This is a genomic window from Arthrobacter sp. NicSoilB11 (assembly GCF_019977375.1).
Taxonomy (GTDB): Bacteria; Actinomycetota; Actinomycetes; order Actinomycetales; family Micrococcaceae; genus Arthrobacter.
On sequence record NZ_AP024657.1, the window covers coordinates 2,930,826 to 2,947,589 of the forward strand.

Here is a 16,764-nt window from a genome sequence, read left to right on the forward strand (position 1 = left end):
CCACAGCCCTTTAAGTGAATGGCCGATGCCTAGAGGAACTCGGCCCGGCCTTCCATGGCGGATGAGGCGAGGGCATGCTCCCGGCGCGGGATGCGCCCGGCCGCCCGGGCCATCCTGCCCGCGATCACCGCGTGCATGAAGGCTTCTCCCATGAGCGTGGGGTTCTGGGCGCGGGTCACGGCCGTGGCCAGCAGCACGGCGTCGCAGCCCAGCTCCATGGCAAGGGAGGCGTCGGATGCCGTGCCGATGCCGGCATCCAGGACCACGGGCACGGAGGCCCGGGAAACGATGAGCTCAATGTTGTGCGGGTTCAGGATCCCCAGGCCGGTGCCGATCGGGGCACCCAGCGGCATGACGGCGGTGGCTCCAAGGTTCTCCAGCCGCAGGGCCAGCACAGGATCGTCGTTGGTGTAGGCGAAGACCTTGAAGCCGCGGTTGACCAGCTGCTCGGTGGCCTCGACCAGTTCCACGGCGTCCGGCAGGAGGGTTTGTTCATCGGCGATGACCTCCAGTTTCACCCAGTCTGTTTCCAGGGCCTCCCGGGCCAGTTCCGCGGTAAGGACCGCGTCCCTGGCCGTGAAGCAGCCGGCCGTATTGGGCAGGACCCGGATTCCATGATCCACCAGCAGCTGGAACAGCGAGCCGGTTTCAGCCGTGGAGTAGCGCCGCATGGCCACGGTGGTCAGTGCGGTGCCGGAGGCAAGGAGCGCCGCGCCCAGGCCATCGAGGCTGGGCGCTCCCCCGGTGCCCATGATGAGCCTGGAACCCAGCGCGACGCCGTCGATCACCAGGGCGTCGCCGGCACCGGCGTTTCCTGCAGGGTTGATGGTGCTGGTTTCGGTCATGGCGTCAGCCTCCCTGTACTGCTGTAACAAGTTCGATGTCGTCGCCGTCGGCGAGCGCGGTGGCGAACCATTGGCTGCGCGGCACCACCTGGGCATTGTGCGCGACGGCGACGCCGAGTTTCCCGCCGTCGGTCGCCTGTCCGTTGTCCGCCAGCGGGCGTCCGGTGACCTCGCTGACCAGCGTGGTGATCGAAGCTCCGTCGGCCACCGTGTGCGGGTTTCCGTTAAGGGTGATGTTCACGCAGTCTCCTTGATGTGGGGGCTTGTTGCTGCCGTTGCCGGCCTGGAAAACCGGTCCGGGCTGAAGGGACCCCAGCGGGGATCGGCCCTGCCGTCCAGCAGTTCCCTGCAGATGGCCGCCGCGGCGGGAGTGAGCAGGACTCCGTGCCGGAAGAACCCGGTGGCGATGATGAGTCCGGGGACGTGCCCGGCCTGTCCTCCCCCGGCGCCCGGAGCGGCCGGCACCCGGCCCAGGAGCGGCGCGTTGTCAGGGGTACCGGGGCGGGCGCGGGCGGTGCATTCCAGGAGTTCGAGTTCAGCGACGGCGGGCACCAGAGCCTGCGCATCCCGCAGCAGCTGGTAGACGCCGCCGGCACTCACGGCATCGGAGAGGGCATCCTCCCGCTGCGTGGCTCCGATCACCACGGTCCCGTCCTGCCTGGGAACGATGTACACGGGGATGCCGTGGACCAGGCCGCGCACCGTTGACGTCACCAAGGGCTGAAGGTGGCGGGGAACGGCAAGGCGCAGGATATCCCCGTGCACGGGCCGCAGCGGCAGCTCAAGGCCGTCCGGCAGGCCGTCAAGCGCCCCCGCCTGCAGGCCATTGGCCACCACGGTCTCCGTTGCCAGCACCGTGCCGCCGCCGGCCAGGCGGACCCCGGACACCGTTCCGCCCTCCCACAGCAGCCCGGCTGCCCGCTCCGGCACGGCAAAACCTTCCACTGCCCCGGCAACCGCCAGCTGGGGCTGCTCCTGCGCCGCGCCGGCCAGGGCCAGCCGCAAGGCGGCCACCAGGCGCCGGGGATCCACCTGGTGGTCCGCCGGGGTATCAAGTGCGCACGCAATGGCCGGGCTGAGCAGCGGCTCACGCTTCCGGGCCTCCCGCACGGTCAGGGGTTCCACCGCCAGCCCGTTGGCCTGCTGGACTGTGCGCAGGTCCATCAGCGCCCGGCGGTCGGCCGCGTCGGCACCCACGGCGAGGGTCGGCGTCGTCAGGTATCCGGAATCCGCGCCCGTTGCCCTGCCCAGCCCGGCGGCGAACCCGGGCCAGCGCGATGATGCGTCAAGCATCAGTTCCAGGAGCTCTTCCTCCTGGTAATGCAGTTCGCTGACGGGAGCCAGCATGCCGGCCGCCGCCCAGCTGGCGCCGGTACCGGGCGCGTCATCAATGAGGACCACCGAGCGCCCGGAACGCTGCGCCTCCCAGGCAATGCCGTGCCCCACCACTCCCCCGCCGATGACGGCAACGTCGGCCCGGAGGGTGGAGGGAATGGAGCTGCGGGCGGACCCGGGGTGATGGGTGAAGGGGGTACGCATGTGGGTTCCTTCCCTACGCCGGCATTAACCGGATCAGGTCAAGCGGTCGGCTCTGACGCCCTCTCAGCCCGGCGCTTTGTGACAGCCGCCGCGGGCTCCCGCAGTACCAGCCCAGTTTAGAGGAACTAGGCTTGCACGCATGAATGTGTCCACCCCATCCTTTCCCGCCGGCCACCACGCTCCAGCCACCGAAGTCGTCAATTCACGGGACAACGACGCCCTGAAGGCAGCCCGCCTGTACCTCTGCACCGATGCGCGCCGGGACCGCGGCGACTTCGCGGAGTTCGTTGACGCCGCGTTCGCCGGTGGCGTGGACATCATCCAGCTGCGCGACAAGACCATCGAGGCGGCCGAGGAACTGGACCTCCTGGCGGTGCTGAAGGAATCCGCGGTACGGCACGGAAAGCTGTGGGCGGTCAATGACCGTGCGGACATCGCCGTCCTCTCCGGGGCACCGGTGTTCCACATCGGCCAGAAGGACCTGCCGCTGGCGGCGGCGCGCACGCTGGTCAACGGCAACGCCGCCATCGGGCTCTCCAGCCACACCACCGGGCAGGTGGACGCCGCCCTGGCAGCAACTGCCGGACCAGCCGGGCTGGACTACTTCTGCGTGGGTCCGGTCTGGGCAACCCCCACCAAACCCGGCAGGTCCGCCGTGGGCACTGACCTGGTGAAGTATGCCGCCGAGGCCTCACGGCAGGCGGCGGACCCCGTGCCCTGGTTCGCCATTGGCGGCATTGACCACGGAAACGTCCACCAGGTGGCGGAAGCCGGTGCGCGCAGGATCGTGGTGGTGCGCGCCATCACCGAGGCCTCCGATCCCGCCGCCGCTGCCGCCTCCCTCCTCGACGCATTGGACGCCGCCGCCGCCTGATGCCATATCGGCGGACTTGGAGCTACGCTGACTTTTGTGTCACATCATCGGCTGGCTCCAAACGTCCATGACCACAGGAACGCTCTGGAAGAGGCGTTGGGCCTGCTGCGCACCGAACTTGAACTGCCGGGACCGTACCCGGCTGAGGCAGTGGCGGATGCCCGGGCCGCGGTGGCAGCGCTGAAGCTTCCGTCCTACGACCTGACCGCCGTCCAGTTCGTGACCATCGATCCGGCCTCCTCCACGGACCTGGACCAGGCGGTGTTCATCGAACCGGACGGGAACGGCTACCGGGTAATGTACGCGATCGCCGATGTGCCGGCGTTTGTTGCGCCGGGAGGTCCCCTGGACGCCGAGACCCGGCGCCGCGGCCAGACGTTCTACGCTCCGGACGGCCGGATTCCGCTGCACCCGGAAGTGATCAGCGAGGGGGCAGGAAGCCTGCTGCCGGGCCAGGATTGTTCGGCTTTCGTATGGGACTTCACGCTCGACGGCGACGCAACGGTTGTGTCGGTGGGCGTCAGGCGGGCGCGGGTCCGCAGCCGCGACAAGCTCAGCTACAAGGGTGCGCAGGAAGACCTCGACGCCGGGACGGCCTCGCCGGTGCTGCGGCTCCTCCGCGAGGTGGGCCTGAAGCGGGTGGCCCTGGAGCGGGAACGCGGCGGGGCCAGCCTCAACATGCCCGAGCAGGAAATTGTCCAGCTGCCCGACGGCGGCTACCGCATTGCTGCCGTACCGCAGCTTCCCGTGGAGGACTGGAACGCGCAGATTTCCCTGATGACCGGGATGGCCGCCGCGCAGCTCATGCTGGAGGGCAAGGTGGGAATCCTGCGCACCATGCCCGCCCCGGACGAACGGTCGCTGAAGCATTTCCGGCTGCAGACCGAGGTGCTGGGCAGGCCCTGGGACGGTGAAGTCAGCTACGGCGAATACCTGCGTTCCCTGGATCCCACCGATCCCCGCCAGCTGGCCATCATGCATTCCGCCGGCATGCTGTTCCGGGGCGCCTCCTATACCGCCTTTGACGGAACGGTCCCCGAGGACGGCGTGCAGTCTGCCATCGGCGCGGCCTATGCCCACACCACCGCGCCGCTCCGCCGCCTGGTGGACCGCTTTGTGCTGGTGATCTGCGAGGCCCTCAGCAATGGCGGGGATGTTCCGGACTGGGCGCGGGAAGCCCTGCCGCTCCTGCCGGGCATCATGGCCGGATCGGACCAGCTCGCGTCCAGGATGGAACGACTGGCCCTGGACACCGTTGAGGCCGCGCTGCTGCTGAACCACATCGGGCAGGAGTTCGATGCGATCGTGATTTCCGGCTCCCGGCCGCAAAACGGAAACGGGAATGGAAACGGGACCGGGACGGTGAAAAACGGCAACGGGAAGAACGGAAACGGCAGCGGAAGTTCGGGCATTATCCAGATTGCCGAGCCCGCGGTCACTGCCCGGTGCGCCGGCGAGCTGGAGTCGGGTACCAAGGTCCGGGTCCGGTTGGTTTCCTCGGACATCACCACCCGCGAGATCCATTTCGAGCTGATCCCGTAAGCGGCGGCGGCCGCGGCAGGCGGGCCGAAACGTGTTTCTGCGACGTTGCAGCTAGACTGAGAGGGTAGAAATGGATGCCCGGTCGTTGATTTCCTTGATTTGAAACCAACAAGCCCGCCCCTACGCGATCTTGAGATTTGCCCGTTGGTCACCAGTGCCAGCATTAGATAGCCCGCGATCGGCTTCCACTGGAATCGCTTGCGCGCCTGAGCGTGCTCCGGAACGGCCAGTCCTGGCCGGCCCGTTGAGCAGGCAGCGCCATTGCCCAAATGAATAAGGAAACTCCCCCGTGAGTGAATTGCATACCCACCAGCTCCTGAGCGATGAGACCGGCACGGAAACCATCGAGCCGGAAGAAACCATCATCTCGGACGAGACCCCGCACGAGATCGCGGAAAAGTCCTTTGCCGACTACAACGTCCGCGAGGACATCGTGGAATCCCTGGCTGACGCCGGGATCACCCACCCGTTCCCCATCCAGGCCATGACCCTTCCGGTGGCGCTGGGCGGCCACGACATCATCGGCCAGGCCAAGACAGGCACCGGCAAGACCCTGGGCTTCGGCATCCCCGCCCTGCAGCGGGTCATCGGGCAGGACGACCCCGGCTACGCCAAGCTGGCCGTCCCGGGAGCCCCGCAGGCCCTGGTCATCGTCCCCACCCGCGAACTGGCGGTGCAGGTGGCCGGTGACCTGGTGACCGCTTCCCGGAAGCGCAACGCGAGGATCGCCACCATTTACGGCGGCCGCGCCTACGAGCCCCAGGTGGAGGCCCTCAAGCAGGGCGTCGAGGTTGTGGTGGGTACCCCCGGCCGGCTGATCGACCTTTTCAAGCAAAAGCACCTGAGCCTGAAGAACGTCAAGATCGTGGTGCTGGACGAAGCTGACGAGATGCTGGACCTTGGCTTCCTGCCGGATGTCGAGACCCTCATCGCGGCAACTCCCGCAGTTCGCCAGACGCTCCTGTTCTCCGCCACCATGCCCGGTCCGGTCATCGCCATGGCCCGCCGCTACATGACCCAGCCCACGCACATCCGCGCCGCGGACCCTGAGGACGAGGGCCTTACCAAGCGCGATATCCGCCAGCTGATCTACCGTGCGCACAGCATGGACAAGATCGAAGTGGTGGCACGCATCCTGCAGGCCCGCGGCCGCGGACGGACCATCATCTTCACCAAGACCAAGCGCACCGCCGCAAAGGTGGCCGAGGAACTGGTGGACCGCGGCTTCGCTGCCGCTGCCATCCACGGTGACCTGGGGCAGGGCGCCCGTGAACAGGCACTGCGGGCATTCCGCAACAACAAGGTGGACGTCCTGGTGGCAACCGATGTCGCGGCGCGCGGCATCGACGTCGAGGACGTCACCCACGTGATCAACTACCAGTGCGTGGAAGACGAAAAGATCTACCTGCACCGGGTGGGCCGCACCGGCCGCGCGGGCAACAAGGGCACCGCTGTCACGTTCGTGGACTGGGACGATGTTCCCCGCTGGGTGCTGATCAACAAGGCGCTGGGCCTCAACGTGCCCGAACCTGTCGAAACCTACTCCTCCTCGCCGCACCTCTTCGCGGACCTCGACATCCCCGTGGGGACCAAGGGCCGGCTGCCGCGTGACAAGCGGACCCTGGCTGGCGTCGACGCCGAGGTGCTTGAGGACCTGGGCGAAACCGGCAAGAAGAACAGCCGCGGCGGCAGCCGCGACGGCGGCAGCCGCGACGGCGGCCGGTCCCGGGAACGGGACGGCCGTGGGCGGGAAAGCCGCACTGGCAGCCGCGAAGGTTCCCGCAGCGAAGGAAGCCGCAGCGGAGGCGACACCGCGCGCAGCGGCGAGCGCCGCCGTCGGACGCCGGACTCCGCCGCCGCTCCCGCGGCCGAGGCTGCCGCACCCGCAACGGGCGGCGAACAGCCTTCACGCACCCGCAGGCCCCGGACCCGCACCCGCCGCCGCAACGGCGAAGTGGTGGCAGGCGCCGACACGGGCACGCAGCCTGGCACGTCAGAGGGCTAACTGCCCCGATGACTGACACTGTTTGGGCGCCGGACGGCGGCAGCCTGGTGGTACACGCTGACAACGCGGAGTACCTCCCCACGCTGCCGGACGGCGCCTTCACACTGATTTACGTGGACCCGCCCTTCAACACGGGCAGGCCGCAGCTGCGCCAGGAAACCAGGATGGTGGTTAACGCCGGCGGCAGCGGGGACCGCGTGGGCTTCAAGGGCCGCTCCTACGACACCATCAAGGGCGCCCTGCACCGCTACGATGACGCGTTCAGCGACTACTGGTCCTTCCTGGAACCCCGGCTGGTGGAGGCATGGCGCCTGCTGGCCGACGACGGAACCCTCTACCTGCACCTGGACTACCGCGAGGTGCACTACGCCAAAGTGATGCTTGATGCGATCTTTGGCCGCGAATGCTTCCTGAACGAGATCATCTGGGCCTACGACTACGGCGCGCGGGCCAAAAACCGGTGGCCCACCAAGCACGACAACATCCTGGTGTACGTCAAGAACCCGGCGAAGTACCACTTCGACAGCGCCGAGGTGGACCGCGAGCCGTACATGGCGCCTGGATTGGTAACGCCTGCCAAGCGCGAGCTGGGAAAGCTGCCCACCGACGTCTGGTGGCACACCATCGTCTCACCCACCGGCAAGGAGAAGACCGGTTACCCCACGCAGAAGCCGGAGGGCCTGGTCCGGCGGGTGGTGGCCGCCTCGAGCCGGCCCGGTGACTGGTGCCTGGACTTCTTCGCCGGCTCCGGAACGCTGGGGGCCGTTGCCGCCAAGCTTGGCCGGAAGTTCGTGTGCGTGGACCAGAACCAGCCCGCCATTGACATCATGGCCAAGCGGCTGGGCGCGCACGCCACCGTTGCCTCGTTCCAGCCCAGCTGATATGTAGATCTCGTTGTCAAGAGTGCATGGATGAGCGGCTCCTGGGTTTGGTTCCCGGGGGCCGCTCATCGTGTGCCGGCCGGTTGTGATGCTGTGGGGGGCGTGGCGAGTCTTTTTCGACTGGGGCAGTGTCAGGCTGACATTCGCGGGTTGGTTACCGCATGACGATTTGTTCGGCTGGAGCGTATCGGTGTCTAGGATCGAGCGTCGATGGTGGTTTGGACCGTCTGCTCATAGCTGAAGCCCGAGTTGGCTCCGGGTGCTGTCATCGCCCCCCGCAACTGCTCACTGTCGGCGGGCAGGTTCCGGGTCAGGCCGCTTTCATGTGTTGTCCTTCCTGGAGCGGGGCGGCCAGTGACCAGCACCAAGCGGCGAGTTCGCGGGCGATCGCCGTGTTGGCCTTCACTGACATTTTGTGGCGTTCATCGAAGTGTTCCCATTTGCGGTGCAGCCGGTGGTTTCCTTCGAGGGCCCGGATGCGGGTTGCCGGCGCGACCAGGTCAAGTTGGCGCAGCAGCCGTTCTCCGGGCCGGGCGTAGGGGCGGCGGTGCTGCCAAGCCGCTTCGATGAGGAGTTTCCGGGCATAGGTGTTGCCGGCTTTGGTGATCGGGCCCTGGTGCCGGGACTGGCCGGAGGATTCTTCGCTGGGGACCAGACCGAGATAGGAGCCGATGGATGAGCCGGTGAAGCGGGTCCAGTCACCGATTTCCACGGCCAGACCGAACGCGGTCGTGAGCTGGATGCCGCGTAAGCACATCAGCGCGTCAATCACTGTTGCGTAGCGGCACGCCGCCGCTGTGATGGTGATCTGTTTGTCGATGCGAGCCAGATGCGCTGCAAGCAGCTCGGCCTGCTCGACATCGGCGTCGTAGGTGAACTGCAGCGCCGGGTCGTGAAAGCTCTGGCGGTGCAGCCACCGACTGTGTTCTGTAGTCCACCTGCTGTCCTTGGGGTAGCGGATCCCGTGCCGGAGCAGGACGGCGTTCACGTGCTGCCGGGCATGCGCGAGGTCTTTGGCGGTGCCCGAGCGCAGCCGGGACAGGTCCCGCAACGCCTCTTCGTCCGGCTCCGGGATGCGGACTTCGGTGACCGAGCCGACCGCGAGCATCTCAGCCAAAACCCGGGCATCCCGCCTGTCGGTTTTTACCCGGTCCCCGGGAGCGCGCAGCAGCTTCGAGGACGCCGCCACCACACAGTTGATGCCCGCGGCCCGCAGGTGCCGGGCCAGTACAAACCCTGTCGGGCCTGACTCATAAACGACCTTGACGGGCGGCTCGAATCGCCGGACCCACTCCAGGATCAGGGCCGGGTCAGCGGCCATCGTGTGGAGACTGATTTCACCAGTGCCTGGGTTCAGCGCATGGCCGACGACATTGACCGCGTGAACATCCAGACCAATGAAAGTATGCTCAAACATAGCCGGGACCTCCCAAACCTCACATGTGGCACTACCATTGCACCCCCAATGAGCCTCGCAGGCCACGGGAGCCGCCAATGGCAACCCACGGACCCTGTGAAACAGAAGGCCCCGGCCCCCCATGCTCCCGCCAGAACCTGCCCTTCCGGGATAAGGGACATCACTGCCGGGAACAGGTCCTGCAGCGGCCAGATCCCTCTCAGGGCCGCCGATCACATCAAGCCGGCGCTGCAGGACCGCCCGGCGATAATGGACCGACCCCGGACGGGCAGGTTCTGTTCCTCTTCATATCGTCTAGGGCCGGACGACGGCGGCTCCCGTGCCGAGTGCCTCGATCCGCGCGAGCATGTCGGGTGCCGTGAGGTTTTCGCCGAGCAGGTTGGGCTTGCCGGTGCCGTGGTAATCGGAGGAACCGGTAATCAGCAGGCCGTGTTTGGCCGCGAGCCTGCGCAGGAAGTCCCGGCCCTCTTCCGGGTTGTCCCGGTGGTCGATCTCCAGGCCGGCCAGCCCGGCGTCGATCATGTCGCGGTAGGTCCGCTCCCCCACGATCCGTCCCCGTGCGGACGCCACAGGGTGGGCGAACACGGGCACGCCGCCGGCGGCACGGACGAGTTCGACGGCGGTGGCCGGGTCCGGAGCATAGTGCGGGATGAAGTACCGGGACCGGGAGGTGAGGATGGAGGCGAAGGCTTCCGAACGGTCCTCCACCACGCCCGCCGCGACGAGGGCGTCTGCGATGTGCGGCCGTCCAAGGGTGGCGCCGGGTGCCACGTGGTGGATCACGTCATCCCACGTCAGCGGGTAGTCCTCCGCCAGGATGGTGACCATCCGTTCGGCCCTGGTGAGGCGGGAATCCTTGGCCTTGGTGATTTCCTCCAGGAGGCCGGGATGGGTGGGATCATGCAGATAGCTCAGCAGGTGGACGCTGATGCCCTCCTCCGTCCGGCATGAAACCTCCATGCCCGGTACCAGTGCCACCCCGCAGGTTGCTGCGGCCGCTGCCGCCTCCGCCCAGCCTGCCGTGGAGTCGTGGTCGGTCAGGGCCACCACATCAAGGCCGGCACGCGCGGCGGACGCCATGACATCGGCGGGCGTTTCGGTACCGTCGGAAACATTGGAGTGGGCATGCAGGTCAATCCTCACTGGTCCAGCGTAGTGGACCACGGCCCCGGGACCCGGCTGTCCTGTTCGCTTAGCCGGGATGCTGGTGAGACGATGGTGCCGTGAACGATGCCGAAAACACCCAAAACTCTGCTTCCCAGCCGTTGGAGGAGCGCGTCAACAACCGCTCGCAGCGGCCCAGTTCCAACGCTTTCAAGGCCTTCATGGCCAGCAACTGGGCGCCGTCCAGCCAGGAGCTTCCGCAGCGGGACGCCGTCGCCGGATACGCCGCTGCCCGGCGCAAGGCGATCTCCGCCCTGTTCAACGGCGAACGCCTGATCATCCCCGCGGGGCCCCTGAAAGTCCGTTCCAACGACTGCGACTACCGCTTCCGCCCGCACTCCGGCTTCGCCCACCTGACCGGGCTGGGCCTGGACCACGAACCGGATGCCGTCCTGATCCTGGAACCCGTGGCAGAAGGAACGGGCGACGACGGCGGGAACCACCGCGCGACGCTGTACTTCCGGCCGCTGGCCGGCAGGGACACCGAACAGTTCTACGCCGATTCCCGCTCCGGCGAGTTCTGGATTGGGGCCCGCCCCACCCTGGAGGAATTCGAGGCCCGCCTGGGACTGGCCACCGCGCACATCGACCAACTGGAAACGGCCATCACCAAGGATGTGGGCGCCCCGGAGATCGGCGGAATCTCCATCCGCCTGGTCCGCAAAGTGGACGAGAACATTGACGCACTGGTGGACACGGCCCGGTACAACACGGCCAGGGACCCTGAGAACCTGGACCTTGGCGTCCTTGATGCCCTGGACGAAAAGCTCAGTGAGGCCCTTTCCGAACTGCGCCTGCTCAAGGATGAGTGGGAAATCGAGGAAATGAAGATCGCGGTGGCGGCCACCGTCGAAGGCTTCGAAGAAGTGGTCAAGGCACTTCCGCGGGCACTGACGCATGCCCGCGGCGAGCGGGTGGTGGAGGGAGCCTTCTTCGCCCGCGCCCGCGAAGTGGGCAACGAACTGGGTTACGACACCATCGCAGCATCCGGCAACAACGCCACCGTGCTGCACTGGACCCGCAACACCGGACGCATCCACGCCGGCGAGCTCCTGCTCCTGGACGCCGGTGTCGAGGCCGACTCGCTCTACACTGCAGACATCACCCGGACGCTTCCGGCCAGCGGCTCCTTCAGCGACATCCAGCGCAAGGTCTACCAGGCAGTCCTTGATGCTGCCGACGCCGGGTTCGCCGCTGCCCGGCCGGGAACCAAGTTCCGTGACATCCACACCGCCGCCACCACCGTGCTGGCAGAACGCCTGGCCGAATGGGACATCCTGCCGGTCAGCGTGGAGGAGGCCATCAGCCCCGAGGGGCAGCAGCACCGCCGGTGGATGCCGCACGGCACCAGCCACCACCTGGGACTGGACGTGCACGACTGCGCGCAGGCCAAACGCGAACTCTACCTGGACGGCATCCTCACCGAAGGCATGGTCTTCACCATCGAACCAGGCCTGTACTTCAAGAAGGAAGACCTGGCGATTCCCGAGGAATACCGCGGCATCGGCATCAGGATCGAGGACGACATCCTCATGACCGCTGACGGCCCCGTGAACCTCAGTGCCGCCCTGCCGCGGAAACCGGAAGACGTGGAGGACTGGATGGCCGGCATCTACCGGACCGAAGAAGCCTGACCCCGGCCGGAAACAGCAAAGAGCGGGGCCGCCGGATTCGTTCCGGCGGCCCCGCTCTTTGCGTTGGCGCTCCCAGGTTTCCTTGGCTTTCAGGTTTCCTTGGCTTTCAGGCTTCCTGGACCTTGGCTGCTCCGGCCGTCCTACTGCCGGTGGTCGCCGTGGTGCTGGTCCCCGTCCTGGCCATGCCGGGCGTCGGGTTGGTGTTCCGCGTTCTGTCCTGGCGCAGGCTGTCGGGGCTCTGGCTGTCCTGGCCCTGGCTGTCCGGCGCCGGGACCCTGCGGCAGGCGCACGCCGTACTGCGGGCGGCCATCCGGCAGGTCCGGGTAGCGGACGGCCCGGACCGGGCTTGCCGGCTGCGCCGGCTGGTGCTGGCCGCCGTCGTATTGCTGCCCGCCGTGCTGCTGCCCACCGTGCTGCTGCCCACTGTGCTGCTGACCACTGTGCTGCTGGCCGGCGTCGCCTTCGTAGCCGCTTCCGTCCTGGGCTGATCCATCCTCGGCGGCTGTGCCGGCGGACCGCTGGCCGTAGGGATCGTTCCATCCGGCGGGACGGGCAGGGCCCTGCTGCTGCCCCGGCTGCTGCTGGTGCTGGTACGGCTGGTTGTAGTAGTCGTGCTGTGTGTACGGCCGCTGGCCCGCTGCCGCGTCCGAACGCGTCATGGGCAGCTGCTGCAGCAGGCGCCGCGCCTCGTGGGCGGCCTCCGGCGCAACGATCACGTCATAGCTCGTTGCCACCACCTGGCTGGTGGACGTGAAGTCCCGCTTGCCGCGCTGCATGGCGTACGTGACGATGCCGAAGAGCATGAAGAACGCCGCACCCATCAGCACCGACGTCATGATCGAGAAGTAGCCGGGCGAGGGTGCGAAGAAGGACAGCATGACGCCGACGAACAGGCCGAACCACATGCCGCTCAACGCCCCCGACAGCGCCACCCGGGGGTAGCTGAGACGCCCGGTGACCCGCTCCACCATCTTCAGTTCATTGCCCACGATGGAGACCATCTGGACCGGGAACTGCTGGTCCGCCAGGTAGTCAACCGCTTTTTGGGCGTCGAGGTAGGAAGTGTAGGAGCCAACGGTGTCGCCGGTGGGAACAGCCCGGGCATCGTCCGGTCCGTTCGCGGCGCCGGCCCTGGGAGGACCAAAAATGTTCGACATAACCCCATTCTTGCCCATCAAGGTGGGTGCTGCCTGTAAATTCAGCTAAAAGAGAGCAGACTCGGTAGCCTGTAGTGGTGAGCACAACACCTACTCGCGTCTTCGTGGCGCGCCTCCTGGGCCTCGATGTCTTCGACCCGCTGGGCGACCGGCTGGGCCGGCTGCGCGATGTTGTTGTGCTGTCCCGCGGAACCCAGGGAGCCCCCCACGTGGTGGGCATCGTGGTGGAAGTACCGGGAAAGAAGCGCGTCTTCGTGCCCATGACGCGCATTACCTCGATCGACCAGACCCAGATCATCTGCACGGGCCTGGTCAACCTGCGCCGGTTTGAACAGCGCGGAGCCGAAACGCTGGTGGTGGCGGAGATGTTCGACCGCAGGGTCACCCTCCGTGACGGCAGCGGGGACGCCACCATCGAGGACATCGCCATCGACCAGCACCGGTCCCGCGACTGGTTCGTCAGCAAGCTCTTTGTCCGGCGCGGCCATTCACTGTCCCCCTTGAGCCGGCTGCGCCGCAACGAAACACTGATCATTGACTGGGCGGACGCCCAGCAGGGGCCACGCACCGAGCCGCAGGCAGCCACACAGTTCGTGGCCAACCACGAGGACCTCAAGCCCGCTGACTTCGCCGAGGCACTGCAGGAGATGAGCGACAAGCGCCGGTTCGAAGTGGCCAGCGAACTGCAGGACGAGCGGCTGGCCGACGTCCTCCAGGAGCTTCCCGAGGACGACCAGGTGGAAATCCTCTCCGCGCTGGATGTCCAGCGCGCCGCCGACGTCCTCGAGGAGATGGACCCCGACGACGCCGCCGACCTCCTCGGCGAACTCCCCTCCGCCCAGGCAGAGGAACTCCTCCAGCTGATGGAACCCGAAGGCGCGGAGGACGTCCGCCGCCTGCTTGAATACGACGAGGACACCGCCGGCGGCCTGATGACTCCGGTACCGGTCATCCTGCCGCCGGAAGCCACGGTTGCCGAAGCCCTGGCCCACGTCCGGCGGGAGGAGCTCTCCCCTGCGCTGGCGTCGTCGATCTTTATTGCCCGGCCGCCGCTGGAAACCCCCACCGGCCGCTTCCTGGGTGTGGTGCACATCCAGCAGCTGCTGCGCTTCCCGCCGTTCGAGGCTCTGGGAAACCTGGTGGACAAGAACCTCGAGCCGTTGTCCGACCAGGCCCACATCAGCGAAGTGGCACGGACCCTGGCCACCTACAACCTCAACTCCCTCCCGGTGGTCAACGACGCCGGCCGGCTTGTGGGGGCGGTGACTGTTGATGACGTATTGGATCACTTGTTGCCGGACGACTGGCGCGCCCATGATGGCGAAGCCCCGATAAGAAAGCTCGGTGGCCGCATTGGCTGATAACAGCGCCCCGAAGAACCCCAGCCAGCGGAACCTGGCCAACGCGGAATCAAAAGGCAGTCTCGATACTCCCTTGAGCGCGCGGCAGCGGATCCTGCCCAAGTTCTCCCCGGATCCGGACGCATTCGGCCACGCCACCGAGGGCTTTGCCCGGTTCATGGGCACCCCGCAGTTCCTGGTCTACATGACGGTGTTCTGTATTTTCTGGCTGGGCTGGAACACGTGGGCGCCCGTCGAGTGGCAGTTCGATTCAAGGGACCTTGGCTTCACCCTGCTGACCCTGATGCTGTCGCTGCAGGCTTCCTACGCCGCGCCCCTGCTGCTGCTGGCGCAGAACCGGCAGGATGACCGCGACCGCGTCTCGGTGCAGCAGGACCGCCAGCGCGCCGAACGCAACCTGTCCGACACCGAGTACCTGACCCGGGAACTGGCCTCCCTGCGGATCGCCCTGCGCGAGGTAGCCACCCGCGACTACGTCCGCGCCGAGCTGCGCTCACTCCTTGAAGACCTGCTGGAAGCCCAGGAGGAACTCCGGACCCACGATGACACGGGCCCCGGTTCGCACGAATCCCCACGGGACAAGGTCAAGGACAAGCTGCGCGAACAGCGGGACCGGCAACGCAGCCCGCGCACCCAGCAGATCCCCCGGGTGAAACCGGGCCACTCTGCCCAATGACCGCCAGGCCGCCCTCCGGCAGGCCCGCCGCCGCATCCGTACGAAAGCCGAGGCTCCTCCCATGAGCGCCCCCATCGATCCCGCTGACTCCACCCAACCGGCACTGGCACAGGCCGTCAACAGCGCCCTCGCCACCGTGATCGATCCCGAACTCCGGCGCCCCATCACCGAACTGGGCATGGTGGACTCCGTCCAGGTTTCCGACGACGGCAAGGTGAGCGTGGCGGTCCTGCTCACCATTGCCGGCTGCCCGCTGCGGGACACGATCACCGCCGATGCGCAAAAGGCCCTTTTCGCAGTCCCCGGCGTCACCGCCGTCGACGTCGAGCTCAAGGTGATGGACCAGGCCCAGCGCGATGCCCTCAAGGAGAAGCTGCGCGGCGCCGGCGGCCAGCGCAAAATCCCCTTCAATGAGCCCGATTCCCTTACCAGGGTCTACGCCGTGGCCAGCGGCAAGGGCGGAGTGGGCAAGTCCTCGGTCACCGTCAACCTGGCCACGGCCCTGGCTGCCCAAGGCCTGCGTGTGGGCATCGTGGATGCAGACGTCTACGGCTTCTCCGTCCCTGCGCTGATGGGCATCACCCAGAAACCCACCCAGGTGGACGACATGATCCTGCCCCCGGTTGCGTACGGCGTGAAGGTGATCTCCATTGGCATGTTCGTCACCGGCAACCAGCCGGTTGCCTGGCGGGGACCCATGCTGCACCGGGCCCTGGAACAGTTCCTCACCGACGTCTACTTCGGCGACCTGGACGCCCTGTTCCTGGATCTCCCGCCGGGTACGGGTGACATCGCCATTTCCGTGGCCCAACTCCTGCCCAAGGCCGAAATCCTGGTGGTCACCACGCCCCAGGCGGCGGCGGCGGACGTTGCCGAACGCGCTGGCGCCATCGCCACCCAGACGGGTCAGAAGATCGCGGGCGTCATCGAGAACATGTCCTACCTGGAGATGCCCGACGGCGGCCGGATGGAACTGTTTGGAAGCGGCGGCGGGGCGGTCCTCACCGAACGCCTCAGCGCCACGGTCGGGGCGGAGGTACCGTTGCTGGGCCAGATTCCCCTGGACATCCAGCTGCGCGAAGGCGGGGACTCGGGGGTTCCGATCGTGCTGGGCCAACCTGCTTCGGCGGGCGCTGTGGCGCTGGCCGGCATCGCAGGGCAGTTGGCCGCAAAACCCCGTGGCCTTGCAGGGATGAAGCTGGGACTGCAGCCGCGCTGACCGGGCCGGAACTGGCGGGGCGCGAAAACCCTAGGTGGCTTCGGTGTCGAAAGGGGCTGCATCGCCAGGGGCCAGCCTCTGCACGACTCTTTCGGGCCGCTGCGGGGCTGCATCCGCCACGGCCGCGGCGCCGGAAACTGCTGCCACGGCGGCCGGAGCATTTGCGCTGACGGGCTTGGTGTCGTCGTCGAGCAGTGCTTCCTTGATGATGCGGCGGGGGTCGTACTGGCGGGGGTCGTACTTCTTCCAGTCGACATCGTCAATGTCGATGCCCACTTCTTCCTTGATTTGTTCACGCGCCCCGGAAGCCATGCGGCGGAGTTCCTTGACCAGGTTTGCCAGCTTCTGGGTATATTCCGGCAGCCGCTGGGGGCCGATCACCAGCACGCCGATGATCAGCAGAAGGATGAACTCCGGGCCGTTGATTCCAAACACTTTAGGAAGATTACC

General features: G+C 67.1%; 15 protein-coding genes and 1 riboswitch. Of the genes, 8 read left to right on the top strand and 7 right to left on the bottom strand.

Going from position 1 to position 16,764, the window contains the following annotated elements:
• Positions 1–29 precede the first annotated feature (29 nt).
• The 3 genes from LDO14_RS13565 to thiO form a co-directional block, all read right to left on the bottom strand.
• Entirely contained in the window at positions 30–845 is an 816-nt protein-coding gene (locus tag LDO14_RS13565) for a thiazole synthase (protein ID WP_223992152.1), read from the bottom strand.
• Between the two features lie 4 nt (positions 846–849).
• On the bottom strand, positions 850–1,086 hold the full coding sequence (thiS, locus tag LDO14_RS13570) for a sulfur carrier protein ThiS (protein WP_056394066.1): 237 nt from the start codon (positions 1,084–1,086) through the stop codon (positions 850–852).
• Entirely contained in the window at positions 1,083–2,384 is a 1,302-nt protein-coding gene (gene thiO, locus LDO14_RS13575; protein ID WP_134163765.1) for a glycine oxidase ThiO, read from the bottom strand. Before thiO ends, thiS begins: the two co-directional genes overlap by 4 nt.
• Positions 2,377–2,496, bottom strand: a riboswitch (TPP riboswitch). (Overlaps the previous gene by 8 nt.)
• Positions 2,497–2,523: 27 nt before the next feature.
• Between thiO and thiE the strand changes: the two genes are divergently transcribed.
• From thiE to LDO14_RS13595, 4 genes are all read left to right on the top strand, one after another.
• A complete protein-coding gene (gene thiE, locus LDO14_RS13580) occupies positions 2,524–3,258 on the top strand; it encodes a thiamine phosphate synthase (protein ID WP_082581891.1) in 735 nt (244 codons plus the stop codon).
• 36 nt (positions 3,259–3,294) lie between these two features.
• Positions 3,295–4,800, top strand: a complete 1,506-nt coding sequence (locus LDO14_RS13585) for an RNB domain-containing ribonuclease (RefSeq protein WP_144599985.1) — start codon at positions 3,295–3,297, stop codon at positions 4,798–4,800.
• A 289-nt stretch (positions 4,801–5,089) separates the two neighbouring features.
• Complete coding sequence (locus tag LDO14_RS13590) at positions 5,090–6,805, top strand: DEAD/DEAH box helicase (RefSeq protein WP_223992153.1); 1,716 nt, start codon at positions 5,090–5,092, stop codon at positions 6,803–6,805.
• A gap of 8 nt (positions 6,806–6,813) precedes the next feature.
• Positions 6,814–7,686 (top strand): site-specific DNA-methyltransferase, encoded by an 873-nt coding sequence (locus tag LDO14_RS13595; protein ID WP_056394077.1) that lies wholly within the window; start codon positions 6,814–6,816, stop codon positions 7,684–7,686.
• A 310-nt stretch (positions 7,687–7,996) separates the two neighbouring features.
• Here the strand turns inward: LDO14_RS13595 and LDO14_RS13600 are convergent, their stop codons facing one another.
• Both LDO14_RS13600 and LDO14_RS13605 read right to left on the bottom strand, forming a co-directional pair.
• The gene (locus LDO14_RS13600) at positions 7,997–9,103 is read right to left on the bottom strand and encodes an IS110 family transposase (RefSeq protein ID WP_223992154.1); all 1,107 of its coding nucleotides are present in this window, start codon (positions 9,101–9,103) and stop codon (positions 7,997–7,999) included.
• A gap of 294 nt (positions 9,104–9,397) precedes the next feature.
• Entirely contained in the window at positions 9,398–10,246 is an 849-nt protein-coding gene (locus LDO14_RS13605; RefSeq protein WP_018768582.1) for a PHP domain-containing protein, read from the bottom strand.
• Positions 10,247–10,326: 80 nt separating this feature from the next.
• Between LDO14_RS13605 and LDO14_RS13610 the strand changes: the two genes are divergently transcribed.
• Positions 10,327–11,901, top strand: coding sequence for an aminopeptidase P family protein (locus LDO14_RS13610; RefSeq protein ID WP_056394082.1), 1,575 nt, complete (start codon positions 10,327–10,329; stop codon positions 11,899–11,901).
• Positions 11,902–12,041: 140 nt separating this feature from the next.
• Here the strand turns inward: LDO14_RS13610 and LDO14_RS13615 are convergent, their stop codons facing one another.
• Positions 12,042–13,058: a general stress protein gene (locus LDO14_RS13615; RefSeq protein WP_134163762.1), complete on the bottom strand. Its 1,017-nt coding sequence runs from the start codon at positions 13,056–13,058 to the stop codon at positions 12,042–12,044.
• 77 nt (positions 13,059–13,135) lie between these two features.
• Here LDO14_RS13615 and LDO14_RS13620 point away from each other — a divergent pair, with 77 nt between their 5' ends.
• The 3 genes from LDO14_RS13620 to LDO14_RS13630 all read left to right on the top strand — a co-directional run bounded on the left by LDO14_RS13620 (position 13,136) and on the right by LDO14_RS13630 (position 16,314).
• Positions 13,136–14,419, top strand: coding sequence for a CBS domain-containing protein (locus LDO14_RS13620; RefSeq protein WP_026265667.1), 1,284 nt, complete (start codon positions 13,136–13,138; stop codon positions 14,417–14,419).
• Positions 14,420–14,453: 34 nt separating this feature from the next.
• Entirely contained in the window at positions 14,454–15,095 is a 642-nt protein-coding gene (locus LDO14_RS13625) for a DUF1003 domain-containing protein (protein WP_223995234.1), read from the top strand.
• Positions 15,096–15,156: 61 nt separating this feature from the next.
• Positions 15,157–16,314 (top strand): Mrp/NBP35 family ATP-binding protein, encoded by a 1,158-nt coding sequence (locus LDO14_RS13630; RefSeq protein ID WP_223992155.1) that lies wholly within the window; start codon positions 15,157–15,159, stop codon positions 16,312–16,314.
• 30 nt (positions 16,315–16,344) lie between these two features.
• Here the strand turns inward: LDO14_RS13630 and LDO14_RS13635 are convergent, their stop codons facing one another.
• A complete protein-coding gene (locus LDO14_RS13635; protein WP_018768588.1) occupies positions 16,345–16,749 on the bottom strand; it encodes a twin-arginine translocation protein subunit TatB in 405 nt (134 codons plus the stop codon).
• Positions 16,750–16,764: the final 15 nt, after the last annotated feature.